Annotated in this window: 24 protein-coding genes; 12 read left to right on the top strand and 12 right to left on the bottom strand. The window is 58.8% G+C overall.

Annotated features, from left to right (window positions below; translation table 11 throughout):
- Positions 1-4: 4 nt before the first annotated feature.
- From NH395_RS03670 to tatC, 4 genes are read left to right on the top strand one after another with little or no spacing between them, the layout of a single operon-like run.
- Complete coding sequence (locus tag NH395_RS03670; protein ID WP_253022513.1) at positions 5-367, top strand: phosphoribosyl-ATP diphosphatase; 363 nt, start codon at positions 5-7, stop codon at positions 365-367.
- A gap of 42 nt (positions 368-409) precedes the next feature.
- On the top strand, positions 410-685 hold the full coding sequence (gene tatA, locus NH395_RS03665) for a Sec-independent protein translocase subunit TatA (RefSeq protein WP_253022511.1): 276 nt from the start codon (positions 410-412) through the stop codon (positions 683-685).
- A gap of 3 nt (positions 686-688) precedes the next feature.
- Positions 689-1111, top strand: a complete 423-nt coding sequence (gene tatB / locus NH395_RS03660; RefSeq protein ID WP_253022509.1) for a Sec-independent protein translocase protein TatB — start codon at positions 689-691, stop codon at positions 1109-1111.
- Entirely contained in the window at positions 1108-1893 is a 786-nt protein-coding gene (gene tatC, locus NH395_RS03655; RefSeq protein ID WP_253022507.1) for a twin-arginine translocase subunit TatC, read from the top strand. Before tatB ends, tatC begins: the two co-directional genes overlap by 4 nt.
- 74 nt (positions 1894-1967) lie before the next feature.
- Here the strand turns inward: tatC and elbB are convergent, their stop codons facing one another.
- Positions 1968-2627, bottom strand: coding sequence for an isoprenoid biosynthesis glyoxalase ElbB (gene elbB, locus NH395_RS03650; protein WP_092826539.1), 660 nt, complete (start codon positions 2625-2627; stop codon positions 1968-1970).
- Between the two features lie 160 nt (positions 2628-2787).
- On the opposite strand from elbB, the gene hemB reads away from it, so the two are divergent.
- Positions 2788-3801: a porphobilinogen synthase gene (gene hemB / locus NH395_RS03645; RefSeq protein ID WP_253022505.1), complete on the top strand. Its 1014-nt coding sequence runs from the start codon at positions 2788-2790 to the stop codon at positions 3799-3801.
- 139 nt (positions 3802-3940) lie between these two features.
- Complete coding sequence (gene ppk1 / locus NH395_RS03640; RefSeq protein ID WP_253022503.1) at positions 3941-6133, top strand: polyphosphate kinase 1; 2193 nt, start codon at positions 3941-3943, stop codon at positions 6131-6133.
- 44 nt (positions 6134-6177) lie between these two features.
- On the opposite strand, the gene metE is transcribed toward ppk1, so the two are convergent.
- Complete coding sequence (gene metE / locus NH395_RS03635) at positions 6178-8475, bottom strand: 5-methyltetrahydropteroyltriglutamate--homocysteine S-methyltransferase (RefSeq protein ID WP_253022501.1); 2298 nt, start codon at positions 8473-8475, stop codon at positions 6178-6180.
- A 99-nt stretch (positions 8476-8574) separates the two neighbouring features.
- Between metE and NH395_RS03630 the strand changes: the two genes are divergently transcribed.
- Positions 8575-9513 carry a LysR family transcriptional regulator gene (locus tag NH395_RS03630; RefSeq protein WP_253022499.1) on the top strand — a complete coding sequence of 313 codons (939 nt, stop codon included), beginning with the start codon at positions 8575-8577 and terminating at the stop codon, positions 9511-9513.
- On the opposite strand, the gene NH395_RS03625 is transcribed toward NH395_RS03630, so the two are convergent.
- Positions 9476-11071: an ATP-binding protein gene (locus tag NH395_RS03625; protein ID WP_253022497.1), complete on the bottom strand. Its 1596-nt coding sequence runs from the start codon at positions 11069-11071 to the stop codon at positions 9476-9478. The genes NH395_RS03630 and NH395_RS03625 overlap by 38 nt on opposite strands.
- 13 nt (positions 11072-11084) lie before the next feature.
- Positions 11085-11843: a winged helix-turn-helix domain-containing protein gene (locus NH395_RS03620; protein WP_253022495.1), complete on the bottom strand. Its 759-nt coding sequence runs from the start codon at positions 11841-11843 to the stop codon at positions 11085-11087.
- A gap of 232 nt (positions 11844-12075) precedes the next feature.
- Here NH395_RS03620 and NH395_RS18355 point away from each other — a divergent pair, with 232 nt between their 5' ends.
- Entirely contained in the window at positions 12076-12207 is a 132-nt protein-coding gene (locus NH395_RS18355) for a hypothetical protein (protein ID WP_267886945.1), read from the top strand.
- A gap of 83 nt (positions 12208-12290) precedes the next feature.
- On the opposite strand, the gene NH395_RS03615 is transcribed toward NH395_RS18355, so the two are convergent.
- On the bottom strand, positions 12291-12470 hold the full coding sequence (locus NH395_RS03615) for a PLDc N-terminal domain-containing protein (protein ID WP_066318266.1): 180 nt from the start codon (positions 12468-12470) through the stop codon (positions 12291-12293).
- A gap of 63 nt (positions 12471-12533) precedes the next feature.
- On the bottom strand, positions 12534-13886 hold the full coding sequence (locus NH395_RS03610; protein WP_253022493.1) for an MFS transporter: 1353 nt from the start codon (positions 13884-13886) through the stop codon (positions 12534-12536).
- A gap of 142 nt (positions 13887-14028) precedes the next feature.
- On the opposite strand from NH395_RS03610, the gene NH395_RS03605 reads away from it, so the two are divergent.
- The 4 genes from NH395_RS03605 to NH395_RS03590 all read left to right on the top strand — a co-directional run bounded on the left by NH395_RS03605 (position 14029) and on the right by NH395_RS03590 (position 17584).
- Positions 14029-14826, top strand: coding sequence for a transporter substrate-binding domain-containing protein (locus NH395_RS03605; protein ID WP_253022492.1), 798 nt, complete (start codon positions 14029-14031; stop codon positions 14824-14826).
- A gap of 52 nt (positions 14827-14878) precedes the next feature.
- Positions 14879-15547: a transporter substrate-binding domain-containing protein gene (locus NH395_RS03600; protein WP_253022490.1), complete on the top strand. Its 669-nt coding sequence runs from the start codon at positions 14879-14881 to the stop codon at positions 15545-15547.
- Entirely contained in the window at positions 15540-16805 is a 1266-nt protein-coding gene (locus NH395_RS03595) for a diguanylate cyclase (RefSeq protein WP_253022488.1), read from the top strand. The genes NH395_RS03600 and NH395_RS03595 overlap by 8 nt, the downstream gene beginning before the upstream one ends.
- A gap of 419 nt (positions 16806-17224) precedes the next feature.
- Positions 17225-17584 (top strand): hypothetical protein, encoded by a 360-nt coding sequence (locus NH395_RS03590; protein ID WP_253022486.1) that lies wholly within the window; start codon positions 17225-17227, stop codon positions 17582-17584.
- Between the two features lie 44 nt (positions 17585-17628).
- Here the strand turns inward: NH395_RS03590 and NH395_RS03585 are convergent, their stop codons facing one another.
- The 6 genes from NH395_RS03585 to NH395_RS03560 are packed head-to-tail and all read right to left on the bottom strand — an operon-like array spanning position 17629 to position 24430.
- Positions 17629-18522, bottom strand: coding sequence for an AEC family transporter (locus NH395_RS03585; protein WP_253022484.1), 894 nt, complete (start codon positions 18520-18522; stop codon positions 17629-17631).
- Between the two features lie 53 nt (positions 18523-18575).
- A complete protein-coding gene (gene glnE, locus NH395_RS03580) occupies positions 18576-21530 on the bottom strand; it encodes a bifunctional [glutamate--ammonia ligase]-adenylyl-L-tyrosine phosphorylase/[glutamate--ammonia-ligase] adenylyltransferase (RefSeq protein WP_253022482.1) in 2955 nt (984 codons plus the stop codon).
- 31 nt (positions 21531-21561) lie between these two features.
- Positions 21562-21933, bottom strand: a complete 372-nt coding sequence (locus NH395_RS03575) for a diacylglycerol kinase (RefSeq protein ID WP_066318244.1) — start codon at positions 21931-21933, stop codon at positions 21562-21564.
- Positions 21934-21958: 25 nt separating this feature from the next.
- On the bottom strand, positions 21959-23428 hold the full coding sequence (gene dacB / locus NH395_RS03570; RefSeq protein ID WP_253022480.1) for a D-alanyl-D-alanine carboxypeptidase/D-alanyl-D-alanine-endopeptidase: 1470 nt from the start codon (positions 23426-23428) through the stop codon (positions 21959-21961).
- A gap of 10 nt (positions 23429-23438) precedes the next feature.
- Entirely contained in the window at positions 23439-23768 is a 330-nt protein-coding gene (locus tag NH395_RS03565) for a multidrug efflux SMR transporter (RefSeq protein WP_066318242.1), read from the bottom strand.
- A complete protein-coding gene (locus tag NH395_RS03560; RefSeq protein ID WP_253022479.1) occupies positions 23765-24430 on the bottom strand; it encodes a methyltransferase domain-containing protein in 666 nt (221 codons plus the stop codon). Before NH395_RS03560 ends, NH395_RS03565 begins: the two co-directional genes overlap by 4 nt.
- Positions 24431-24465: the final 35 nt, after the last annotated feature.

The raw sequence follows: 24465 nt of genomic DNA, 5'->3' as shown, positions 1-24465 counted from the left end.
CCCCATGGACACGACGCCTTCCACCCCCAATAATGCACCTGTGCTTGATGCGCTCGCCGACGTATTACGCCAACGTCGGCACGCGTCACCGGACGATTCGTATGTTGCCTCCTTGCATTACAAGGGATTGAACAAGATACTCGAAAAACTCGGCGAGGAAGCCACCGAAACACTGCTCGCCGCCAAAGACGCCGAACATGGCAGCTTTGACGAACGACAGGCACTGGTCGCCGAAACCGCCGACCTATGGTTTCATAGCCTGGTGATGCTGTCGCATCTGGACCTGGATCATCAGGATGTACTCAACGAATTGGCGCGCCGTTTCGGCATTTCCGGCCACGACGAAAAAGCGGCACGCCCACAATAGCTTTCAGGCTTTACAACACAGCCCCATCACGAGGACACGCATATGTTAGGTGGTATCAGTATTTGGCAGTTGCTGATTGTACTAGGCATCATCATCCTGGTTTTCGGCACGAAAAAGCTACGCAACGTCGGTACCGACCTGGGCGGTGCGGTAAAAGGCTTCAAGAAAGCCGTCCATGAGGACGATAAGGATGCCGACAAGAAGGAAGACGACCAGCCCCAGGCGAAAGTTCGTCACGATGAGGCCGGTAACACTTACGACGTTCAGGCCGAAGAGAAAGACAAGCAGGCAGCTGATAATCACGACGAGCGCAAATAAGCCATGTTCGATTTTGGCTTTTTTGAAATTCTGGTCATTGGCGTTGTCGGGCTACTGGTACTGGGTCCGGAACGCCTGCCGCGCGCGGCGCGCACGGTAGGCCTGTGGGTCGGCAAGATCAAGCGCACCGTCTCGGGCATGCAGCGCGAAATCAGCGCCCAGCTCGAAGCGGAAGATCTGCGTAAAACGCTCTCCGACCAGCAGAAAAAGCTCGATGACAGCCTTCGTAAAGCCAAGCATGACGTAGAACGGATAGCGGACGACCCCGAAAAGTCAACGCCCCCCTCCAGCGATACATCGGAAGCGACGGAAAAGCGTGCCGCCAGTGCCGCCTCGCATCTGGATGAAGCGCTGGAAACCGTCCGTGAGAAAGCACCCGCGTCGGCCGACGCCGAGTCATCTACCAAGGACAGCAAGCACCCATGAGTACCTCTGGTGATTCGCAGGAGCCCAACAATGATCAGAAACAAGCGCCGTTAATCGAGCACCTGATCGAGCTACGCTCGCGACTGATGCGGGCCGTTATTGCGATTCTGGTGATCTTTCTCGGGCTTTATGCGTTCTCGAACGACATCTATCTTTTCGTGGCAGAACCGCTGATGGCACTGCTGCCCCCGGGGTCGCAAATGATCGCGACCGAAGTGGCCTCCCCCTTTCTTGCGCCGTTCAAACTGACGTTGGTGACCGCGCTATTCATTGCGGTGCCGTTCGTGCTGCATCAGGCCTGGTCGTTTATCGCACCAGGGCTTTACGATAACGAGAAAGCCCTGGCAATTCCGATCCTGGTCTCCAGCATTCTGCTGTTCTATGCCGGGGCGGCGTTTGCCTATTACGTCGTGTTTCCGTTGCTGTTTGCGTTTTTCACCCAGACAGGGCCGGAAAACATCACGGTCATGACGGATATCAATCAGTACCTGAACTTCGTGCTGAAGCTGTTCTTTGCCTTTGGCGTGGCGTTTGAAATTCCGGTCGCCACCTTTTTGCTGATTCTATCCGGCGCCACCACGGTCGAAAGCCTCTCCCAAAAACGCCCGTATATTATCCTGGGCTGTTTCGTGATTGGCATGGTGCTCACGCCACCCGACGTTATCTCGCAAAGCCTGCTGGCCATCCCCATGTACCTGCTTTACGAGGTTGGCCTGCTGTTTGGCCGTCTGGTCCGCAAGCGGCGTGCGGAAAAAGCCGCTGAGGAGCCAGGCGAGGAATAAAATAACCCGCCGCTGCCTGAAGGCAGCGGCGGGTCAGTCTATAAAGCGATCCGGCAGGGCATGGCCCCAACGGATCAGCCCATCATGTCATCAATCCGATCGACCAGCTTGAAGATACCGGTGGCGGCTTCGCTGATCCGCGTTGCCAGCATGTAGGCAGGCGTGGTGACCACACGGTGCTCCAGGTCGACCACGATATCTTCGACGCTACAGCTGCGGTGCAGGCCGCCCATGGCACTGATGGCACCGGATACGCCAGGGTCATTTCCCACCGTCACGGCAATGCCATCGCCCAGTAAACGCGTCGCCAACACCGGTGCAATACAGATCAGGCCGATCGGCTTGGCATCGTCGCGAAAGCCTGACAGCACCTCCTTGAAAGATTCCAATACCTCCATACTGTCGCCAGCACTGGCAAAATCAGACAGGTTCTTGGCCACCCCGAAGCCGCCGGGCACAATCACGGCGTCAAACTCGTCGGCGGCCAGCTCGGTCAGCGGACTCACATCACCGCGCGCCAAGCGAGCGGACTCCACCAGCACGTTGCGGCGTTCGTCGGTGCTGGCCTCCTGGGTGTGGTGATTGACCACATGGTGCTGCTCGATATCCGGGGCAAAACAGCGATATCCTATCCCCAACTGGTCCAAGCGCAGTAGCGTCAGGGTGGTTTCGTAAATTTCCGACCCGTCGTATACACCGCAGCCAGCAAGAATCACGGCTACCTGTTTGGTCATGCTTTTCTCCTTGTGCAGGGCCTGCTCGTTCAGCAGCGTTTGCGCCACTTTAGTCAGTCTTTAATCGCACCACAAGACGGCTTTCGATGCAGGTCAGGGCTGATATACTCGGTCAAGGGCGGCAGATAGCCTCATTTTCGAGTTTTTGTGGAGAATACCGTTGAGTACACCTACCCCTCGTCACTTTCCCGCGACGCGTCTGCGACGCATGCGTCGCGACGATTTCTCCCGCCGTTTAATGCGCGAATCAACGCTGACGACCGGCGATCTTATTCTACCGGTCTTCGTTCTTGAAGGCAGCCAGCAGCGCGAGGCCATCGCCTCCATGCCAGGCGTCGAGCGGCTATCCATTGACCTCTTGATCGAGCAGGCACGCGAGGCGCACGCCCTGGGCATTCCCGCGATTGCGCTGTTCCCGGTCGTCGGCGGCGAACAGAAAACCGAGTTCGCCGAAGAGGCGTACAACGCCAATGGCCTGGTACAGCGCAGCGTGCGCGCACTCAAAGAGGCGCTCCCGGAACTGGGTATCATCACCGACGTCGCCCTGGACCCTTACACCATCCACGGTCAGGACGGCATTATCGACGAAAACGGCTACGTGCTTAACGACCGCACCGTCGACACCCTGCTCAAACAAGCGCTCTCCCATGCCGAAGCCGGTGCCGATGTCGTTGCCCCCTCCGACATGATGGATGGGCGTATCAGCGCTATCCGCCAGGTGCTTGAACAGGAGCATCTGCACAACGTGCGCATCATGGCCTACAGTGCCAAGTATGCCTCGCACTACTACGGCCCTTTCCGCGACGCTGTGGGCTCCTCCGCCAACCTGGGCAAGGCCGACAAGCGGACTTACCAGATGGACCCGGCCAACAGCGACGAGGCGCTTCATGAGGTAGCGATGGACCTTGCCGAGGGCGCCGATATGGTCATGGTCAAACCGGGAATGCCCTATCTGGACGTTGTCAGACGTGTCAAAAGCGAATTACGCGTCCCCACCTACGCCTACCAGGTAAGCGGCGAATACGCGATGCATCGCGCCGCTTTCGACAATGGCTGGCTGGATGCTGACACGGTCATTCTGGAGTCCCTGATGTGTTTCAAGCGCGCCGGGGCTGACGGTATTCTGAGCTATTTTGCCCTTGACGCCGCACGACTGCTGACGAATACGCGTTGATCCTGGGTGGCTGAGGCCGACATGGCCTAGATGACAATGCCGTGACACGTCTTTGTCATCTTCCTCCGCCATACTGCGTTAACAGATGCGTATCAGGCAGTGATATGCTCAGAGACGACTAACGCCGGAGGCAGCTACCATGGACGACCAGGTCACCGATAACTCGCCCTATCCGCGCCATGACCATGACGGTAGCGACAGCGAGATGTCCACGCTTCGCGTCAACCGCACGCCCACGGGCGTTCAGGCCCGCGAAGCGCTGCCTGAGACCGATCTGGACGACCCCCAGCTTTACTTCAATCGAGAGCTCTCCCACCTGCAGTTCAATATCCGTGTGCTGGAGCAGGCGCTGGATGAAGCACACCCGCTGCTCAACCGATTGATGTTCTTGCTGATTTTTTCATCCAACATGGATGAGTTCTTTGAAATTCGTGTGGCCGGACTTAAGCACCAGATTGCCTTGGGTGACGATACAACGGGTGCCGACGGGCGGCTGCCAAGAGCGGTGCTGGCCGAAATTTCCGACATTGCCCATGCGCAAATCGTCCGTCAGTATCAGATTCTCAACGATACGTTGTTGCCTGCTCTAGAAGCGCAGGGGCTAAGATTCCGTCGCCGCGACCAATGGACCAAGGCGCAAAAAGACTGGGTCCAAGAGCTGTTCAACAACGACATCATGCCGGTCATCAGCCCCATCGGGCTGGACCCCTCGCATCCCTTTCCGCGGCTGGTGAACAAAAGCCTCAACTTTATCGTCGAGCTGGAGGGCAAGGATGCCTTTGGACGCGCCGGGGGGATGGCGATTCTCCCCGCGCCCCGCTCGCTGCCACGCCTCATGGCACTTCCCAAGCATCTGTGTAGCGAGGGCTATACCGAGTATGTGTTCCTGTCGTCGATGATTCATGCCCATGCCGAAGAACTGTTTCCCGGCATGAAGGTGCGCGGTTGCTACCAGTTCCGCCTGACACGCAACGCCGACATGAGCGTCGACCCGGAAGAGGTCTCCGACCTGGCCTCCGCGCTGCGTGGCGAGCTCTTGGCTCGCCGCTATGGCAGTGGCGTACGTCTGGAAGTGGCCGATAACTGCCCGGACGACCTGACCAACTTCCTGCTGCGCCAGTTCAGCCTTGAAGCTGACGACCTTTACCGCGTGCAAGGCCCGGTCAATCTGACCCGGATGATGGCCGTACTTGGCGATGTTGACCGTCCGGAGCTGCTCTACCGGCCATACACGCCCGGGATCCCCAAAGCCCTGAAAGGCGGCAGCCTGTTTGATGCCATCGCCAAGCAGGACGTGCTACTGCACCACCCTTTCCAGTCGTTTTCGCCCATCGAGGACCTGCTCAGCGAAGCAGCCCGCGACCCGAATGTGCTGGCCATCAAACAGACGCTCTACCGTACCGGCGCCGATTCGCCGATTGTCAGCGCACTGGTGGACGCGGCCAGCCAGGGCAAGGAAGTCACCGTGGTGATCGAGCTGCGCGCTCGCTTCGACGAGGCCGATAACCTGCAGTTGGCATCGCGCCTTCAGGAAGCCGGTGCCATCGTGATTTACGGCATCATGGCTTACAAGACGCATGCCAAGATGCTGCACATCGTGCGCCGCGAGCAGGGCGAGCTCCGCCACTACGCGCATCTGGGTACCGGTAACTACCATTCGAAGACCGCCAAGCTGTACACCGACTACAGCCTGTTGACCGCCAACAAGGCGCTTTGCGCCGACGTGCACCGGGTGTTTCAGCAGCTGTCGGGGATGGGGCGCGCGCGCAAGATCGACACGCTGCTCCACGCGCCGTTTACCCTGCACGAGCGGCTCATGGAAATGATCGACCGTGAAACCCAGGTCGCCCGCAAGGGCAAGCGGGCCCATATCATTATCAAGTGCAATTCGCTCACCGAGCCGAAACTGATCAAGGCGCTTTATCGCGCCTCCCAGGCGGGTGTGGAATGCGACCTGATCATCCGTGGCATGTGCTGTCTTAAACCCGGCCTGCCAGGGGTGTCGGACAATATCCGTGTCCGCTCGATCATTGGCCGTTTTCTGGAACACACGCGGGTTTTCCATTTCCACAACGACGGCAAGCCGGAGACCTGGTGTTCGAGTGCCGACTTCATGTCGCGCAACATGTTCCACCGGGTGGAAACCTGCTTTCCGCTGCTGGATAAAAAGCTGGCCACGCGGGTGCGCAAGGACCTGGAAACCTACCTGGTCGACAACTGCCAAAGCTGGCTGCTGCAAAGCGACGGCAGCTACCACCTGCAAGACCCTGGCAGCGGGGATGCCATCAGCGCCCAGGAAACCCTGCTCTACGCCTACGCCAGCAAAAGCTAGCCCAGTGCAAAAACCCCGGCACCAGGCCGGGGTTAACGGTCCGCTTACGTATAGCGCTGACGTATCTGCTGGGCTGCCTCGACCATATTGGCCAGGGCCGGTTCCACCTCGGCCCAGGTGCGGGTTTTCAGGCCGCAGTCCGGGTTGACCCACAGCCGCTCGGCGGGAATCTTTTCCAGCGCCTTTTCGAGCAAATCGACCATCCACGCCACGTCGGGAATATTCGGCGTGTGGATATCATAAACACCTGGCCCCATTTCATTGGGGTAGGCAAAGTCCTGAAAGGCGTCCAGCAATTCCATGTTCGAGCGTGACGTTTCGATGGTGATCACGTCGGCATCCAGCGCCGCAATGGCGCCAATGATGTCGTTGAACTCCGAATAGCACATATGGGTGTGAATCTGCGTGCTATCGTCGACGACTGAGGCAGTCAACCGGAAACACGTCACTGCCCAGTCCAGGTAGTCCTGCCATTCCTGCTGGCGTAGCGGCAAGCCTTCGCGCAGGGCGGGCTCGTCGATTTGAATGATCCGGATACCGGCGCGCTCCAGATCCTGCACTTCGTCACGCAGCGCCAGCGCAATCTGCCGACAAGTGGCGTCCCGCGGCTGATCATCGCGCACAAAGGACCATTGCAGGATGGTTACCGGGCCGGTCAGCATGCCTTTCATGGGCTTGTCGGTGAGCGTTTGCGCATACGTGCTCCAGGGCACGGTCATGGCGTCCGGACGGGTCACGTCACCAAAAATGATCGGCGGCTTGACGCACCGCGAGCCATAGCTTTGCACCCAGCCAAAACGGGTAAAGGCAAAGCCGTCCAGCTGTTCACCAAAGTACTCCACCATGTCATTGCGCTCGGCCTCACCGTGAACCAGCACATCCAGACCCAAGGCTTCCTGACGCTCGACCGCGTAGGCAATGTCCGAGCGCATGCGCGCCTCGTAGTCAGGCTGGCTTATCTCACCCGCTTTAAAGGCGCGACGCGCCGCTCGGATAGCGGGGGTTTGCGGGAAGGAGCCAATCGTCGTGGTCGGCAACAGGGGCAGGTTCAGGGCCCGCCGCTGGGCCACGGCACGCTCGGCATAGGGGGCGTGACGCTGACTGTCTTCGGCCGTGATGGCAGCAACCCGGGCACCGACGGCTGGCCGATGAATGCGTCCTGATTCGCGCCGCTCATCCAACGCTTGCGTTGCTGCCTTCAAGCGCTGCTCATCAAGGTCGGTGGCGCGATTATCGATCAGCCGGGCCAGGCAAACCACCTCGTCGAGCTTTTGGCGGGCAAAGGCCAGCCAGCTGACCAAGGCCTCATCAAGGTCTGTTTCCTGGGCCAGATCCACCGGCACGTGCAGCAGTGAGCAGCTTGGCGCCAGCCAGAGCCGCTTACCCAGGCGAACCTTGAGCGGCAGCAGGCGCTCTCTCAGCGCCGCCAGGTCAGCGCGCCAGATATTGCGGCCATCGACAACCCCCACCGATAGCACCTGGTGAGGGCTCAGTCGATCAATCACGCTGTCTACCTGCTGAGGCGCGCAGACGGCGTCAATGTGCAGCCCATCCACCGGCAGCCGGGTCGCCACCGACAGGTTGTCACCCAGACCACCAAAGTAACTGGCCACCATCAGCTCCACGGGAGCGGACTGCAAGCGGTGATAGGCGCGCTCAAAGGCCTGCTGCCAGGCAAGGGGCAAGTCCTGCACCAGCGCCGGTTCATCCAGTTGAACCCACTCGACACCCTGAGTGGCAAGGCGTGCCAGCACTTCGCAGTAAACGTCCAGAACGCTGTCCAGCAGCGTCAACCTGTCCAGCTCGCCGCTTGGGGATTTACCCAGCCAAAGCCAGGTGAGCGGTCCGGTCAGGGTCACCTTGGGGGTAAATCCCGCGGTCAGTGCCTCGTCGACTTCGTCGAATAGTCGGTTGGAGGCGAGGGTAAAGCGTTGCCCTTCGTGCAGCTCCGGGACCAGATAATGGTAGTTGGTATCAAAGTACTTGGTCATTTCACAGGCAGCCGCCGGTTCGCCGCTGGGCGCCCGCCCCCGCGCCATGCGAAAGGTGGTGTCCAGGTCAATGTCACCCGCCGCGATTTCCTGTGCCGCCTTGAAGCGCTCGGGCACCGCGCCTAACAGTACCGATACATTGAGCACCTGGTCGTAAAACGCGAAATCCCCCACGCTGACCAGATCGAGTCCCGCCGCCTGCTGCGCTTGCCAATGGCGCAAACGCAAGTCGCGGCCGGTCTGTTCAAGTGCTTCGCGGGAACACTCGCCCTGCCAGTAGGCTTCGGTGGCTTTTTTAAGCTCGCGCTGAGCACCAATTCGGGGATAGCCGAGGATATGAGAAACTGTCATGATGAAACCTTGCAACGTGAATGATTTCACTTAGTCTGGGTATCCACAAAAAGTGAATCAAACTAAAGTTTCTAATACTGAGAATGAATAAATTTCACCATGATTGAATTACGCCACTTGCGCACCCTGCTGGCGCTGCGTGAGACAGGGTCTCTGGTAGAAGCCGCCGAGCGGATCCACCTCACCCAGTCTGCGCTGTCCCATCAGTTGAAGGACCTTGAGAGCCGAGTGGATAGCCCGCTGTTCATGCGCAAGACCCGGCCGGTTGAGTTCACCCGCGCCGGACTGCGTCTATTGGCCCTCGCCGACCAGATTCTGCCCGAAGTCCGCAAGGCAGAGCGCGACCTGGCCCGCATGGTGGGGACCGAAATGGGCAGGCTGCACATGGCCATTGAGTGCCATAGCTGCTTCCAGTGGCTGATGCCCACGGTGGACTACTTCCGCGATCACTGGCCCGAGGTCGAGATCGATATCCCCAGCGGCCACCATTTTGACCCGCTGCCCGCGCTGGCGCGCGAACAGCTCGACTTGGTGATCACGGCGGATCCGCAGCCCATCGAGGGGGTTCACTACGCGCCGCTGTTCCGCTACGAAGGATTGCTTGCGGTTGCCCGGCAGCATCCGCTTGCCAGCCAGGGCTTCGTGACGCCCGAGGCACTTGCCGATGAAACCCTGATCACCTACCCGGTCGAGCAGTCACGGCTTGACGTCTTTAGCCAATTTCTGACACCCGCCAATGTGCGCCCCCGGGAAATCCGCACCGCCGAGCTAACGATCATGATGATGCAGCTTGTCGCCAGCGGCCGTGGGGTCTGCGCACTGCCTAACTGGGCGCTCTCGGAGTACCTAGAACGCGACTATGTAAGTGCCGTCAAGCTTGGCGAGCAGGGCGTGTGGAGTACGCTGTATGCCGCCGTCCGCGAGGAAACGCTTGAGGCGCCCTGGATGCAGGATTTCTTACGCACCGCACAGGAAACGTCGTTTGCCGTCCTCAACGGCATCAAACCGGCGACTCGCGACGCGGAATCAGTAGCGTAAACCGCGCGCCCCCCAGGGAAGGACTGGTATCCACGGTGACGCTACCGCCGTGGCCTGCCATGACTTTTTGCACAATCGACAGCCCCAGCCCGTAGCCTCCCGAACTGCGCGCACGGCTATCGTCCAGGCGGGCGAAAGGTTTGAACACGTCGGCCCGCGCATCGGCTGGAATCCCCGGCCCATCGTCCTCCACATCAATACGTACCAGGTGGGGTTCATCCCAAAGCCCAATCACCACCCTGGACTGACCATGGCGACAGGCATTACTGACCAGGTTCTGCAAGGCGCGCTGAAGATAGCGGGGCTCCGCCAGCAGCTCGATGTCAGGCCCCGGCGCCAGGGTTATCGACAAGCCTTCATGGAGCGGCGAAAGCGCGTCGATCACCCGCTCGGCCATCGCCCGGCATTCCACCAGCGAGGTTTCCAGCTCGGCGCCGTTGACCGTCTCCCCCCCCAGCCGGGCATAGGTGAGAATTTCATCGATCAGCTCATCCAGCTCGGCAATATCGGTATCGATACCCTGAAGCTGGCGCCGTATCGCGGGCTGGTCGGTCATGTCCTCGACCATTTGCACGGCAAACCGGATACGGGCTACCGGCGTTCGCAGCTCGTGGGACACGGCGCGAATCATCTCCTGCTGGCCGCGCAACAGCGACTGCACCTGATTGGCCATGCCGTTGAACGCCATGCCCAGGCGCCCCAGAAAGTCGCCGCTTTCGACCTTGACGCGGGTTTCCAGGCGGCCGCTGGCAATCCTTGTCGCCGCCAGCTCAAGACGTGCCATGCGCGACTCGATACTGCGCATCACCAGATAGATAATCAGCGCCAGCACGACCATCAGGGCCATCAATAACGGCAGTTGAAGATCGAGTGGCAGGTCAGAGCTCCCGGCGGTAGGGCCGGCTTCAAGCCATTGGGAACCATCGGGCAATTGATAGACGAAACTGATCGACAGCTGCTCACCGCGTAACCGCGTGACCACCTCGCCGCGATCGAGCTGGCGACGCTGCGCATCGCTCAACGCAGCAGGCGGGCGGGCGGTCAGCGAAAGTGGCCAGCTACCCTGCTCCAGTGCACCCAGCCGCTCACGGCGTTCGCTACCATCAAGCGGCGACAGCCAGGCACCCAGCATCTCTATGGTGGTGTGCCACTGTCGCTCGCTCCAGTAAGGGAAGTCGGCCTGTAACAGCCAGGGTTGGTCAGGCAGGCGGCGCTGTAATCGCCAGGGGGAGGTCGCCACCAGTACTTTCCCCCGCTCCAGACGGGCGCGCTCGAAATAGCTCAGGGATGCGTCTTCCAGCGGCACAAGGGTCAGCTGCATATTGAGCTGCTCGGCCCAACCCGCCAGCTTCGCCTGGCGTTCGCGGGGCGTACCGTCGGCGAGCTGCTCCGCCATTAACGACATCGGCAGCGCCGCTAATGCCTCGCGATAATCCTCACGGCTGACCTGCTCGATAAAGGCGCGCCCGCCCAGGGCAATTAAAAACACCATTAACAGCGCGGCACCCAGCAGCAGATAAAAGCGTAAAAACGAGCCGTGGCTGAGAACCCGCCGCATGTGGCTGTCCTTCTTAGCTGTCTTTCACAAACAGGTAACCCTTGCTACGTACCGTCTTGATACGATGGGGCTGGTTGGGGTCATCACCAATCTTGGGGCGAATACGTGACACCCGCACATCGATCGAGCGATCCTGTCCATCGTATTTGATCCCGCGCAGATCATTAAAAATCTCTTCACGGGTGAGTACACGCCCGGCATTGCGTGCCAACAGCCACAAGAGGTCAAACTCCGCGCTGGTCAAATCGATGCGCTCCCCCGACAGCCAGGCTTCACGGGTGGCATTATCGATTTCCAGGTTCTCGAAACGCAGGCGTATCTCGCCTTCAGAGGCGGGCCCATCGGCACGTCGCAATAGCGCCCGCATGCGGGCCAAGAGTACTCTGGGCTGAACAGGCTTGGGCACATAGTCGTCTGCGCCCATTTCCAGCCCCAACACCTGATCCAGATCGTCAGTACGTGCCGTCAACATCATGATCGGCCCCGCAAAGTTGGGCCGCACGCGACGACAGATCGCCAGGCCATCTTCCCCGGGCAGCATTAAATCAAGAATCACCAGATCCGGCTGCAGTGTCAGAATGCGATCCACCCCCTTAGCCCCATCAGCCTCCAAGGTGACTTGAAAGCCGTTGGCTTCCAGATAATCCCGGGTCAGCTCAGCCAGGCGCTGATCATCTTCGATGATGAGGATATGATCCTTTTCGGGATAATCAGGCTTGTGCGATTCTTGACTTCCAAGCGTCTGAAACTGTTCTTCTAAGTGATCCACCATCCTAGTTGTCAACTCCATGTAAGCTATGTGTCTTATCGCCTGCTTACCCCACGCAAAAGCAGGCTGTTTATGTTTATTAACAGAATACCTCAAAAGTGGCCAAGCGCTTGTCAGGCGACACAATCTGCACGTTTCTTGACCATTTTACCCAAAAGCCGCTGCTTGATTCTTGCCACATCGACAGCTAATGTAAGTGACTACGCTGTCGACAACCTGACAGGAGGAGACGGTCATGGGAAGTGACAAACCCAAAAGTGTCATCAAACGCGTTTACGTACCCACCCAGGTGCGCGATCTGCCTAACGGTGAGAAACTTAAAATCCCCGGGCATTACAAGGCGCCTCCCGGTGAAGAACAAAGCTGATCGCCATTAATCGATAGCCAGTTACCTAATAAGGCAGGCCCGGGGCCTGCCTTATTCATATCGCCGTCATCAGTAACGCGGTACTATCCTTTCGGCCCCAGCAGCAACCAAACGATAAAACCCACCAGTGGAAAAAACAGCAACACCAGTATCCACAGTAACTTGGCCAGACCACCCGCGGTACTTTTCGCTACCTTGATAATGGCCCAAACGATGATGACGAGCCAGATAAGCCCCAGTAATCCACCAACTTCAATGCCCATATTAACTCCTTGTATCGGGATCCATGATTGTGCAGCTAAGCATATAGCTACAGCTGACACAAGCTACCCAGGGGATGCCTGCCAGTTCAGGGCTGCTTGGCGTCCACGCGCTTCGTTGACCCTGGCGCAAATCAGCATCGCCACGCCAAACAATACCGCGCACAGCAGGATGGATGCCTGAAGACCAACCAGCGCCTGCAGCCCTCCCAGCAGTACAATCCCGATGACACCAGCCAGCTTGTTGGCCAACCCCCAAAAGCCAAAGAATTCCGCTGACTTGGTCGTTGGCGAGAATAAGCCGACCAGGGCACGGCTCGCCGACTGACTGGAACCCAGGCTTAGCCCGGCTAAACACCCCACGAACAAGAAGACATACTGGGGTTGCCATTGCCACTCAGTCGCCTGATTAACCCAGTCGGTGAACTCCGGGGTCAGCCAGATCGCCAGAATGGCGGCGATCCACAGCCCAAGGGTGATCTGATAGGTACGCTTGGCACCCAGCCGGTCCTGAATCCAGCCAAAGCCTAACGCCCCCGCGGCCGCCGTAATTTGCACAATAATGAACATGATATTGCGCACGCTTGCTTCCCAACCAATCACCTGGGCGCCGTAAATAAAGGCAAAGGCGATGATGATGTACACCCCTGCCATCGAAAACAGCAGCGATACCAGAAACACTGACAGATCCCTGAAATACTTCAGGTCATGAAAGGTAGCCGTGACGCGCCGACGCGCCGTATGCCAGTAGGATCCGCGATGGGGTTGCGGCGTTGCCCGCTCTTTCAGCCATAAGAAAGTCGGTATGGCGGCCACCAGGAAAAACCCGGCAGCGAAGGGGCCTACCCAGCGAATGCGCTCGAAGTTGTCGGCGCTTGCTTCACCCAGCACCACCAGAGTAAAACCCGCCGCAAAGAGCCCGCCGATATAACCCAGCGCCCAGCCAAACCCGGAAATCTTACCCAGCGACTGAGGAGGACCCAGTGAAGGCAAAAAGGCCGCGATAAATGACTCCCCCATCGAGTAGGCATAATTCGAAATGATGATCAGGATGAGTCCAAGGACCACGTAGCCTGGCGCCACAAAATACAGCATGGCGGTCGTCGCAACGGTGGCCAGATAGCTGAACAGCAGAAAGCGTTTCTTCTCTGCCCGCTCATCCATGATCGCGCCGCATAGCGGTGCGGTAACCACCACCAACAGGTAACTGGTGGCAAGGGCAAGACTCCACAGCAGATTGGCAAGTCTAAAGTTATCGCCGCGGTCGCCGACGATCACAGTGGTAAACAATTCGCCGAACACCACGGTGATAATCAGCAATGTATAGGCTTGGTTGGCAAAATCGAACATCGCCCAGCCAAAAATTTCACGACGCGAAGCGAAGTCTGAAGCCGCTTGGGTAGGTTGAGCGTGCACCATGATGTCTCTCACCTGCTAACAAGATGCCAAGCGTATCAGGTTGGCGTACAAGCGACACGCCTATCGTTGGAAGAATAGAGGTGACAGTCGCGGCGGCTTGCTCTAAGTTTGATTGATCATCTAATAACAGGGACGTTAGTAAATGAAGGAAGCGGGGGCAGGGAGTTATCGTCGAAAGCCGATCGTCAGGCGGTGGCTAGCAGGGCTAGCGACCCTGCTTGCCCCCTTGGCATTGGCTGACGGTTCGCCTTCTGACCTGACGTCGCTGACCCTTGTTACCGAGGAGTACCCGCCCTATAACTATCTGGACCCACAGACCGGTCAGTTGGAAGGTCGAGCGGTCACGCTGCTTGAGTCAATATTCGAGCAGGCTGACACACCTTTCAAGCGTGAAGATATTATCTACTACCCTTGGGTACGCGGCTACGAGTTGGCACAAAACGAACCCAATACGGCGTTATTTTCGACCACCCGTACCCCTGCCCGGGAAGCACACTTCAAATGGGTCGGCCCCATTGCTCGCGACCGGGTCGTGTTGTTGACCTGGGATCATCAGGTCGCTCGGCTCAGCTCGCTGGAAGAGGCGATTGACAAACGGTTAAGCATCACGGTGATCCGTGAAGATATTGGCGCTCAAGCGCTGCAAGAAGCCGACTACCCGGCCGAGTTACTTCGCCCAGCCATCGATAACCGTAGCGCCTTGCACATGTTACGTCGTGGGCGTGTCGATTTATGGGCCTATAGTGATGAGGTAGCGCGCTGGATCGCCACCCGGGAAAGCATTGACGCCAGTCGATTAACGGCCGTGCATACGTTAAGCGAATCGGATTTATACTTTGCTATCAACCCCGCCACGGATCAAGGCCTGGTTAATCGCCTGCAGAAGGCCCTGGAGGACGTTCGTGCTGGACAAAGCGAGGCCATCCGTTATGCGGACTAAGACGTTAAAACAACGTATCTCGTCAGGCTGGCGGTCTTTCCTTGGAACCTTATTGCTGGCCCTTAGCCAGCCACTCAGTGCGGCGCCGCTGATCATCAATACCGAAGATTACCCGCCCTTCAATTACCCAAGTGAGCAAGGAGAGATCATAGGTAGCGCCACCCAGTTGCTGCGCGAGGCCTTGCGCGCGGCGGATATTGACGCGGAGTTTCGGCTACTTCCCTGGGCCAGGGCCTACACCGCTGCACGCCTGCGCGAGCAAAACTGCGTTTACTCCACCACCCGCACCGCCGAACGCGAGGCTCTCTTTCGCTGGGCGGGGCCACTGGCGATCAATGAGTGGGCCGCGTTCAGCCTGGCGGGCCAGGATATCAAGGCGAGCTCAATACAAGAGCTGGCTGACTTTCGCGTGGGCAGCTTCCGCGAAGATGCGGTGGGTAATCATGTCGCTGCGCAGGGGATTGACGTGCTGCGCGCTCCAAATGAACGCGAAAACCTGGCCCGTTTGAACGCGGGCCTTGTCGATGTCATCGTCACCGGCAAGGCAACCGGCGAGTTTCTGGCCAACGCCAAAAACGTGGCGCTGAGTCATCTCTTTACGTTTTATCGAGCGCCGCTGTACCTTGCCTGTCATACCAGCGTGTCCAAGGATCTGATCAAGCGGCTACAGCATAACCTTCCTACCCTTGGCGAGACACGCGGAGTTTCGCGCCATGAATAAAACATCCCTACCGTTGCGCTCGGGTAGTCTGACGTCCAAGCAAGCGCTGCTCACCTTGCTGCTGGCTATCTTGATCAGCGTTATCGCAGGCAGTGTGGAGCTGTTCAATCACGCCCTGTCGATGCGCCAGAGCGCCGCCCAGCGTGTCGAACAGCAGTTGGCTATCGTCAAGGGAGCGGCCGCCGAAGCTGCTTTTCAGTTAAACCCTGATCTGGCCCACCAGATTGCCTATGGGTTATTCAGCGATAACGAAATTGCCGAAGTCGCCATCCGCGACGATTTCGGCAGCCCCTTGGCCGCATTTGCTCCCACCGAGGCAGTTGAAACGAGTTGGCTAAGCCAACGACTGTTTGGCGATATGCTGCATTATCGGATTCCGCTTAATTATTACGTGGCCGCCGACTTACCTGAAGCCGAGGTAGGCGAGGTCGAGCTTCGGCTTGACGAGCAGCGCCTAACCCAACAATTTCTCGATCGAAGTATCTCCGTCGTTGGGTCCAGCGTGCTGGAAGCCTTTATACTCAGCCTGTTGATTATTGCCTTTTTCCACTATTTTATTACCCGGCCCCTGCTCAAGGTCCACGACGCTATCACCCATGCCGACCCCGAACGCCCGGGCGAGTGGGATAAACCGCAGTTGCGAGGCCATCGTCATGACGAGCTGGGGCATTTGGTCGACAGCCTCGACCACTTGTTGCAGGCCTTTCAACAAGGGTTGGACCAACGCGACCAGCTCCACCACCTGTCGCATATTGATGGGCTGACCGGCGTTGCCAACCGAAGGCATTTTGACCTGTTTTATCAGCAACAGTGGAAACGCGCCAAGCAACGTGGCCAACCATTCTCGATTATCTTTATCGATATCGACAACTTCAAAGAATTCAATGACCATTACGGTCACGCCATGGGTGATGACACGCTTCGTGCGGTGGCACAGGTGCTGAATAACTGCATCGACCCGGCCCACGACCTGCTGGCACGCTATGGCGGCGAGGAATTTGTCTGCGTCTTGCCCAATAAAGATGAAGACACCGCGCTTGAGGTCGCCCAGCGTTTAAGCCAGGCCGTGCTTTCGCTGGCCATCCCTCACGCCTACTCGAGTACGCATACCCACTTGACCGCCAGCATGGGGGTCGCCAGCACATCTACCCAGACGACAATCAGCCCAGCGGCGCTACTGGCCCAGGCCGATCAGCACCTTTATCACGCCAAGCATCTGGGCCGAAACCGCATCGAAACCCGCCCGCGGACGGCTTAAAACCACCAATGCGCGATAACGGCGGCAAGCCCGATGACAAGCGCCATCGTGACGGCGACACAGACGGCTCGGTCTAACCAGCGGTCGAAGACAGCCCCCTTGGACGCTCGCCGAGTGGCTCCGTGCCGCGTTTGCCTGACCATCAGTCGTTACCCTTCATGGGAGAGATACCCTCAGTGCTTAATGCGCCGGCCACCACCAGGCCGAAAATGATCAGCGTCGAGGCGATGAACGCCGACCTTGCTCCGGGATTGCCGTATAGCCCCTGCTGAAGGGCGCTCGTTAAGGTACAGGGGAGCGTAACACCTGCGCTCTCGCTCTGCATGGAAAGCAGTTTTAACGTTATTGCCAAGCCAGGCAGACTGAACTCTCCTTGACCAGTGTGTTCAAATCAGTGTCACCAAACGAGGGAGGCTTGCATGCCCCACATGAATCGTGATCAACGTAATGCCGCCTGGCAGGCTGCCCACCAATGGCGTGCCCGGGCGACACGGACTCAACCCAATGGCGTCGCGGGTGGCTTAAAGCTGCTTTTCACCTGGCTGGCATTTGGCATGTTGATGATTGTCGGCATCGTGCTAGGGTTTTTCTTCCTGCTGGCCGGTTGGGCCATGATGCCGTTTGTCCGCCACAAGATGAAAAAGCGCATGGAGCAGATGCGCGCCCAACAGGCCCATGACATTGGCGGCAATCACTCTGAGCCTTCTTCAGGCACTCGTCACCGGGATGTGCTTGAAGGGCAGTACGAAATCAAAAGTGAAACGGAAAAGAAAAACTGACGATGTCAGATAGCTTGAATGCCCCTTTTTCACGGCAGCTGGCGTTATTGGGGAGCATGAAGCCAGATAAAGGCAGCCGCCAGGGTCAGCGGCATCACGACCAGGCTGCCCAAGTTACCAATCAACACGATTGAAGCCACTTTGTGCGGCGACAGTCGATACTGCTCCGCGACCAGGTAATTCAGCACGGCTGGCGGTAGCGCACCGAATACCAGCAAAACAGCCGCCTGAAGACTATTCAGCGGCAGCATCACAATCAGCGGTAGCGCAATGACAAGCCCCGACAGCGGGCACAGCAAGGCGCCGAGCAGGCCGGTACGCCAGTCGCTGAAATCGACATCCAGTAGCCGCACCCCGAGCGCAAACAGCATCAACGGGATACACACCCCGCCCAACATGTTCATTGCCTCCAGCAACCATTCGGGTAATGGCAGCCCGCTCACGTTGACGGCCAAACCCGCCAGGCTGGCTGCCACAATCGGCATGCGCAACAAATGCCAAAGCGATGTGCGCGGGTTGAGCATGTAAAGCCCCACCGAAAAGTGCAGCAGCATTTCGACAATAAAGACCACGACCGCCGCCGGAAGCGCTTCCTCACCGAATGCCAGGACCAGCAGTGGTACGCCCATGTTGCCGGAGTTGTTGAACATCATCGGCGGCAGGAAGGTTTTGATATCCAGACCCAGCCAGCGTGCAACCGGCCACAACAACACCCCTGAGCCCAGCACAACCGCTACGGCCGCACCTGCCAGCCAGGCGTAATCGGCCAATGGGGCCTGCCGGTCGGCCAGTACCGCGAACACCAGAAGCGGGACAAACAGCTCCATGTTCAGGGTGTTTAAACTGCGAATATCCGGCGTGCGAAACCGCCCATAGGCAGCCCCCGCCCCGGCAATCAGAAAAACGGGCAGCAAGGTGCCGAGGATATTACCGATCATCGCGCACCTCTGTGCTGTTTACCTGCCGTGTTATCGCCATTCGTATCCCTGCATTAAGGCGCCAGAAAACGCTGCCACAATGTCGTGACGACATTACGGTGCTCGGCGTAGTCAGCGGCAAGCCCCACCGCTTTGTCACCGGTCAACGCGGCCCGATGGGTCGCGCTCCGGTACGCAAGATAAGCGTCCCGAAGCTGTTCCGCCTCCTCCCTGGGTAAGTGCCCACTCTCTGCCAGAGCCTCTAAAATACGGATGTTATCGCTATAGGTCAGGAGTGACGGTGTCTGGTTAGCAAGCGCTAACACCGCGTATTGACAGAAGAACTCGATATCCACCATGCCACCGGCGTCGTGCTTGAGATTGAAAGTATCTCCCCCGCTTTTGGTAGCAAGATGATCGCGCATTTTTTGACGCATATTGACCACCTCTCCCCGCAAGGCGGCTGTATCCCGCTGGCGCCCCAGAATATCACCGCGCAGCTGATCAAACTTGTCTGCCAACGATGCGTTGCCGGCCACCACCCGTGCGCGAACCAGCGCCTGGTGCTCCCAGGTCCAGGCGTGCTGGCGCTGATAATCGGCAAAGGCGGCAAGCGAGGTGACCAACAGGCCGGAATTACCCGAAGGCCTGAGCCGCATGTCGACCTCATACAGGCTGCCCGCCGGCGTCACCGCCGTGAGCAGATGAATAATCCGCTGGCCCAGGCGGGTAAAAAATACCGGCGTATCGATGGGCCGCGGGCCATCGGTGGCGCCCTGACCATCGCTATCGTGGAGAAACACCAGATCCAGGTCGGACCCATAGCCCAGCTCGATTCCACCAAGCTTGCCGTAACCCAAAATCAAGAACGCAGGCTCGCGGGAATCACAGCCGCTGGGTACACCATGCTTGGCGGCGAGATGCTTCCAGGCCATCGCCAGCACGGCATCCAGGATCACCTCGGCGATGTAAGTTAAGTAATCGCTTACTTTCATCAAGTGCCGGGTGCCTGCGATATCCGAGGCTGCCACGTGGAGCGTCTGGGCATGCTTGAAGACCCGTAGCGCTTCGAGTTGCGCTTCTTCGTCATCCTCGGGAAGCCGGTTCAGAGTCTGGCGCAGTTCATCCGCCAGCCGGTCTTTATCGGCCGGCGTATAGAGGGTATCGGGGGTCAGCAATTCATCCAGCAGAATGGGGTAGCGCGCCAACTGCTCGGCGATCCAGGGACTCGCCGCGCATAAACGCATAAGATGCTCCAGCGCATGGGGATTTTCACGCAGCAAGGCCAGGTATGCCGTGCGCCGCAGGACCGCTTCGATCAGGGGCTGAACGCGCGAAAGCGCGGTATCCGGCGTGTCATTGTCGGCCAGGGCGTCCAGCAGCAGGGGCATTAGCGCATCCAGCCGCTCAAAGCCAATCCGCTGCATGCTTTGCACCTGACGCGAATGATACAGGCGGGACAGTCGCTTGAGTGTCTTGTCAGGCGACTGGAACCCGGCTTCCTCAAGGCGTTCCAGGGCTTCGTCCTGCTCCAGCTCACCGCGCCACAGCAGCCGCCACTGCCCGAGCCCCGGGGTCTGCTCATCGCTTTCGTTTTCCACCTCGTCTTCTGGCTCGGCAATCACCGCGTCGAAATGCTGACGGACGCGTTCGCGAGCCTCCTCCAACTGGTGCACGAGACTTGGCCAGTCCTCATGACCCATGGCAAACGCGACCCGTTCACGATCCGTTTCGTCGCCAGGCAGTGTTTGTGTTTGGCGGTCTTCCAGGGCCTGCAGGACGTGCTCGATATCGCGCAGGAAGGCGTAATCAGGCAGCAGATCATCCACCACTTCCTGCGGTAACAGTCCAAGCGCTGGCAAGCGTGTCAGTGCCGTCTGCAAGGAAGCCACCTGAAGCTCGGTGTCACGCCCACCGCGAATCAGTTGAAACGCCTGCACCACAAACTCGACCTCACGGATACCGCCCGGCCCGAGCTTGATGTTTTGCTGCATGCCTTTGCGTTTCACCTCGCGGTTGATCATCGCTTTCAGTTCGCGCAGGGACTCAATGGCACCGAAGTCCAGATACTTGCGGTATACAAAGGGGCGCAGTCCGGCCAGCAAGGCCTCACCCGCATCCAGATCCCCCGCGACAGGACGCGCTTTCAGCATTGCATAGCGCTCCCACTCGCGGCCCTGATCCTGGTAATAGCTGGAAAGCATCGCAAAACTGCCCACCAGGGGCCCGCCATCGCCCAGCGGGCGCAGGCGCATGTCCACACGGAAGACAAAGCCATCGGCGGTCATGGCATCCAGCGCAGCGATGAGCTTCTGGCCCAACTTGGTGAAGTACTCCTGGTGCTCAAGCGGCTTGCGACCGCCCTGGGTCTCGCCGTTTTCAGCAAACGCAAAGATCAGGTCAATATCCGAGGACAGGTTCAGCTCGCCAGCCCCCAACTTACCCATGCCAAGCACTATTAGCCGCTGCGGCTCGCCATCACGCGTGGGGGCTGGCAGCCCCCAGCGCGGGGCATAAAACTGTTCGAGCCAGCCAAGCGCCGCTTCAAGACACATTTCTGCCAGTCGGGAGACCGCGTGGGCGGTATCCCACATGGTGTAGCCCGACGGCCGGTTGAGGTCTCGCCAAACGATACCCAGCATACGCGCACGCCGGAAGCGGCGAAGGGCCCGGTGCATGGCGTCCTCGTCGTCGGCATTTTCCAGCGCGCTGGCTAACAACTGGGCCTGGTCCTCGCGGGAGGGCGCGATATCCAGCTCTCCACCACTGTCAAGCGTCGCCAGCCAGTCGGGATAACGGATCAGCGTATCGAGGGCAAAGCTCGAGATCGAAAGCACGCGCAAAAGGGCCTGGCGACGTTCAGCAGACAGCGACTGCCACTCAGCGGATGGCCGTGGCTGGTCGGTCATATCGGCCACATTATCCGCCTGGGAAAGCGCCTCACACAGCCGCTGCCATGCTTGCTTCGTCACCGGCTGAAGCGCTTTGGGTAAGGTATCGAACGGTAAAAACGCTTCATTGAGTTGCATAATGACCTCGCTGCCCTGGAATCTTCATACGTTAGCCGATGAACTTCTGCCAGCCTAACAGTCCCCAGGTGAGCCCCGCGAGTATCAACGACAGCATCACGGCGGCCGAGCCAATGTCCTTGGCCCGCCCGGACAGCTCATGATGTTCGGTGCCGATACGGTCAACGACGTTTTCAATGGCGCTATTAAGCAACTCGACGACCAATACGAAAAAGCAGCTGCCGATCAATAACAGCCAGCTCACCGGGCCCTCGCCTATCCACCAGGCCAGCGGCAGTAGAATGGCGGTAATCGTTACCTCTTGACGAAACGCGGATTCGTTGCGGAACGCCGCTTTCAACCCTTTCCATGAGTAGCGCGTAGAGTGCGCTAAATGCGTCAAACCGGTATGCCCTGGTTTCATGGCAATTGCCTCAAAAATAACGTCATCAATTGGCGAGTATCATGGCTTCAAGATCTTTGGTCAGCGGATCCAGCACCTGCGACCAGTTCAGGTAAGGTGTACTGGCATTGCCGTTGACCAGCACGCTGAATACCCCCCAGCGCCCCTGTGCCGTGCGAAAGTAGCCCGCAGCGGCGCGCACGGCGAAGGGCTGATTAAGCGTACCGGTTTTTAACATGACGTTGTGTTGAAAGGTATCGGAACCGCGCCGGATAAAACGCATCACGCCATTGGCGGGTGACTGAAAGGCCGCGATGAAACTCGGAAACAGCGCGCTTTCATGGAACATCTCGGTCAGCATCACATTGATGCCATGTGCCGACGTGCGGTTTTCGGTGGTCAGCCCGCTACCGCTGTATAGCGTCAGCGGCCCGTGCCCCGGCAGGCTCTCGGCATAATGCTCCAATGCCAACCCTGCTTCGCGAAGTTGTGCCTGGGGAGGCTCCACCAGGTTGAGGGCCAGCACATCGGCCATGTAATTATTCGAATAGTTCATGATGCGCAGTAGCAACTCCTGCAACGGCTTGCTATCCACCGCGGCAAGGCGCTGTGCATCACCCGGCGGCCGTAGCGAGGTAAGTCGCCACCCATCGCGTACGCTGATCCCTGCCTGCCGGAGCATGTCCAGCAGTACCTCGGCGGTGACCTCGGCGGCATCTCCGGCACCACGATAGACATCCCGCGCCCGGGCATTGGTCGATATCTGCCCGCTCAACCGAAAGACATCACCGTCAGCGTTGGTGATCCGTTCGGCGCTGATCTCGGTGCCGCTATTATCGGGCTTGGTGACCACTCGATTGTCAATCGTGGCGCCCAACGACTGGCTGTCGCACAGCGATATACGCGCTGGGTTACCGGGCGCCGACGCCGGTGCGACGTTGGCACACCAGCTACCGAAATTCACCCCTGCCGACGACAGCGGGGCACTATAGGCATTGGCGACGCGCGTCAGCGCATCGCAACGGTCTGTGGTGATGCAGTCCACGGGGCCAAAGCGCCACTGGTTGACAACCAGGGCCCCCTCGACCTGACGCACGCCTGCTTGCTGCAACCGTTGCACCAAACGCCAGATATCTTCAGTGGTGAGGCCGGGGTCACCGCCGCCTTCGAAAATCAGGTCGCCGCGTAACACGCCATCCTGTACGCGCCCGGAACTGATCAGTTGACTGGTAAACCGATGCTGGGGGCCAAAGCGCTCCAACGCAGCAGCGGCCAGATACGCCTTGGTAACCGATGCCGGGGAAAGCTGGCTCATCGGCTCAATGCTTGCCAGCGGTGCCGCATCGGCATTCAGCAAACGCGCCTCGGCGCTGACGGCAAACCCCTTTTCCTGGAGCTGGCCCACCCGGCCAAAGTCGGCCCATAAAGGACAGCTGATCAATAGGCTAAGCACACCCACTGCTGACCGCCATCCCCAATCACTGCTACTAAAACGCTGCCAGCCACCGCGCAACATCCGTCTCTCCTTAATGAACACTCATTTTCGAAAACACCTGTAGCATCACTACACCAGCGACGATCAGGCCAATACCGACGATCCCGGGCACATCCGGCTTTTCGCCGAAAATCACCACACCAACCAGCGTGACCAGTACGATACCCAGCCCTGCCCAGATGGCGTAGGTGATGCCGACAGGCAAGCTGCGCAGCACCAGACTCAGCAAGTAGAATGCCACCCCATAGCCACCGACCACCAGAAGACTTGGCAGTGGACGGGTAAACCCCATTGACGCTTTTAACGCGCTGGTGGCAATCACTTCGGCAATAATCGCCAGCACCAAATAGACAAATGTCATCTCGACTCCAATGCCACACGCAAACGCCATAACGTCTGGCCGCTTTGATGGTACTTGGCCTCGAACGGCGTTAAATAGTCGCCGCTGGGCCCCCATTCACTGACCTCGGCCCCCTGACCGGTCGCCTGGAAAACCGCCATGGCGAACTCCTCAATATACAGCGACCAGTTTGAGCGAACCTCCAGCAAGCCACCCAGCGCCAACAGTGTGGGGAAGACCGGATGTCCATGCCAGCGCATTTTCAAATGCGACGCCTTGGGGTAAGGGTTCGGATAAAGCAGATAGTGCCGCTCGGGCGCCCACCCGGCCTGGTGCGCCAGCCGCCAGAAGTCGACCAGATCGGCACGCACCAGCCGGGCATTCTCAGGTAGCTCGCCATGGGCCCGGGTGAGCCGATCCTCGCTGCGATCGACACCAATCACCGTGTGATCAGGAAATTGCTCCGCCAGCCGCCGGGTCGATAGCCCCACGCCGCAACCTGCATCGAGTATCAGCGGGCCTGTCTGGCGCTCACACCATTGCGCTACCAAGGCGAATGCCGCCTGAGTATGGCTCGCAATCGGCTTGCGCAGTGGATGTGTGAGCCCACGGCTGACCCGGCGGGCCAAATCGTGGTGAGGGCCTGGCTGATTGGTCACCACCGGCCGCGAAGGCTGCTGCATATTGACTCTCATGTAAAAAGGATCCGTTGACCATC

Source organism: Halomonas sp. Mc5H-6 (assembly GCF_024124705.1).
GTDB classification, from domain to species: Bacteria; Pseudomonadota; Gammaproteobacteria; order Pseudomonadales; family Halomonadaceae; genus Vreelandella; species Vreelandella subterranea.
Note: the sequence above shows the minus strand (reverse complement) of the source record. Positions and strands in the feature narration are given on the sequence as shown.

What these genes read in the sequence shown, in the direction of transcription:
- NH395_RS03670 (WP_253022513.1), top strand. Translation starts at nt 5, where the DNA reads ATGGACACGACGCCTTCCACCCCCAATAATGCACCTGTGCTTGATGCG.
- NH395_RS03595 (WP_253022488.1), top strand. Translation starts at nt 15,540, where the DNA reads ATGAATAAAACATCCCTACCGTTGCGCTCGGGTAGTCTGACGTCCAAG.
- NH395_RS03615 (WP_066318266.1), bottom strand. Translation starts at nt 12,470, where the DNA reads ATGGGCATTGAAGTTGGTGGATTACTGGGGCTTATCTGGCTCGTCATC.
- NH395_RS03610 (WP_253022493.1), bottom strand. Translation starts at nt 13,886, where the DNA reads ATGGTGCACGCTCAACCTACCCAAGCGGCTTCAGACTTCGCTTCGCGT.
- NH395_RS03625 (WP_253022497.1), bottom strand. Translation starts at nt 11,071, where the DNA reads ATGCGGCGGGTTCTCAGCCACGGCTCGTTTTTACGCTTTTATCTGCTG.
- NH395_RS03575 (WP_066318244.1), bottom strand. Translation starts at nt 21,933, where the DNA reads ATGAAACCAGGGCATACCGGTTTGACGCATTTAGCGCACTCTACGCGC.
- NH395_RS18355 (WP_267886945.1), top strand. Translation starts at nt 12,076, where the DNA reads ATGGGAAGTGACAAACCCAAAAGTGTCATCAAACGCGTTTACGTACCC.
- ppk1 (WP_253022503.1), top strand. Translation starts at nt 3,941, where the DNA reads ATGGACGACCAGGTCACCGATAACTCGCCCTATCCGCGCCATGACCAT.
- NH395_RS03560 (WP_253022479.1), bottom strand. Translation starts at nt 24,430, where the DNA reads ATGCAGCAGCCTTCGCGGCCGGTGGTGACCAATCAGCCAGGCCCTCAC.
- elbB (WP_092826539.1), bottom strand. Translation starts at nt 2,627, where the DNA reads ATGACCAAACAGGTAGCCGTGATTCTTGCTGGCTGCGGTGTATACGAC.
- glnE (WP_253022482.1), bottom strand. Translation starts at nt 21,530, where the DNA reads ATGCAACTCAATGAAGCGTTTTTACCGTTCGATACCTTACCCAAAGCG.
- tatA (WP_253022511.1), top strand. Translation starts at nt 410, where the DNA reads ATGTTAGGTGGTATCAGTATTTGGCAGTTGCTGATTGTACTAGGCATC.
- dacB (WP_253022480.1), bottom strand. Translation starts at nt 23,428, where the DNA reads ATGTTGCGCGGTGGCTGGCAGCGTTTTAGTAGCAGTGATTGGGGATGG.
- NH395_RS03605 (WP_253022492.1), top strand. Translation starts at nt 14,029, where the DNA reads ATGAAGGAAGCGGGGGCAGGGAGTTATCGTCGAAAGCCGATCGTCAGG.
- NH395_RS03565 (WP_066318242.1), bottom strand. Translation starts at nt 23,768, where the DNA reads ATGACATTTGTCTATTTGGTGCTGGCGATTATTGCCGAAGTGATTGCC.
- tatB (WP_253022509.1), top strand. Translation starts at nt 689, where the DNA reads ATGTTCGATTTTGGCTTTTTTGAAATTCTGGTCATTGGCGTTGTCGGG.
- NH395_RS03620 (WP_253022495.1), bottom strand. Translation starts at nt 11,843, where the DNA reads ATGGTGGATCACTTAGAAGAACAGTTTCAGACGCTTGGAAGTCAAGAA.
- NH395_RS03630 (WP_253022499.1), top strand. Translation starts at nt 8,575, where the DNA reads ATGATTGAATTACGCCACTTGCGCACCCTGCTGGCGCTGCGTGAGACA.
- metE (WP_253022501.1), bottom strand. Translation starts at nt 8,475, where the DNA reads ATGACAGTTTCTCATATCCTCGGCTATCCCCGAATTGGTGCTCAGCGC.
- tatC (WP_253022507.1), top strand. Translation starts at nt 1,108, where the DNA reads ATGAGTACCTCTGGTGATTCGCAGGAGCCCAACAATGATCAGAAACAA.
- NH395_RS03590 (WP_253022486.1), top strand. Translation starts at nt 17,225, where the DNA reads ATGCCCCACATGAATCGTGATCAACGTAATGCCGCCTGGCAGGCTGCC.
- NH395_RS03585 (WP_253022484.1), bottom strand. Translation starts at nt 18,522, where the DNA reads ATGATCGGTAATATCCTCGGCACCTTGCTGCCCGTTTTTCTGATTGCC.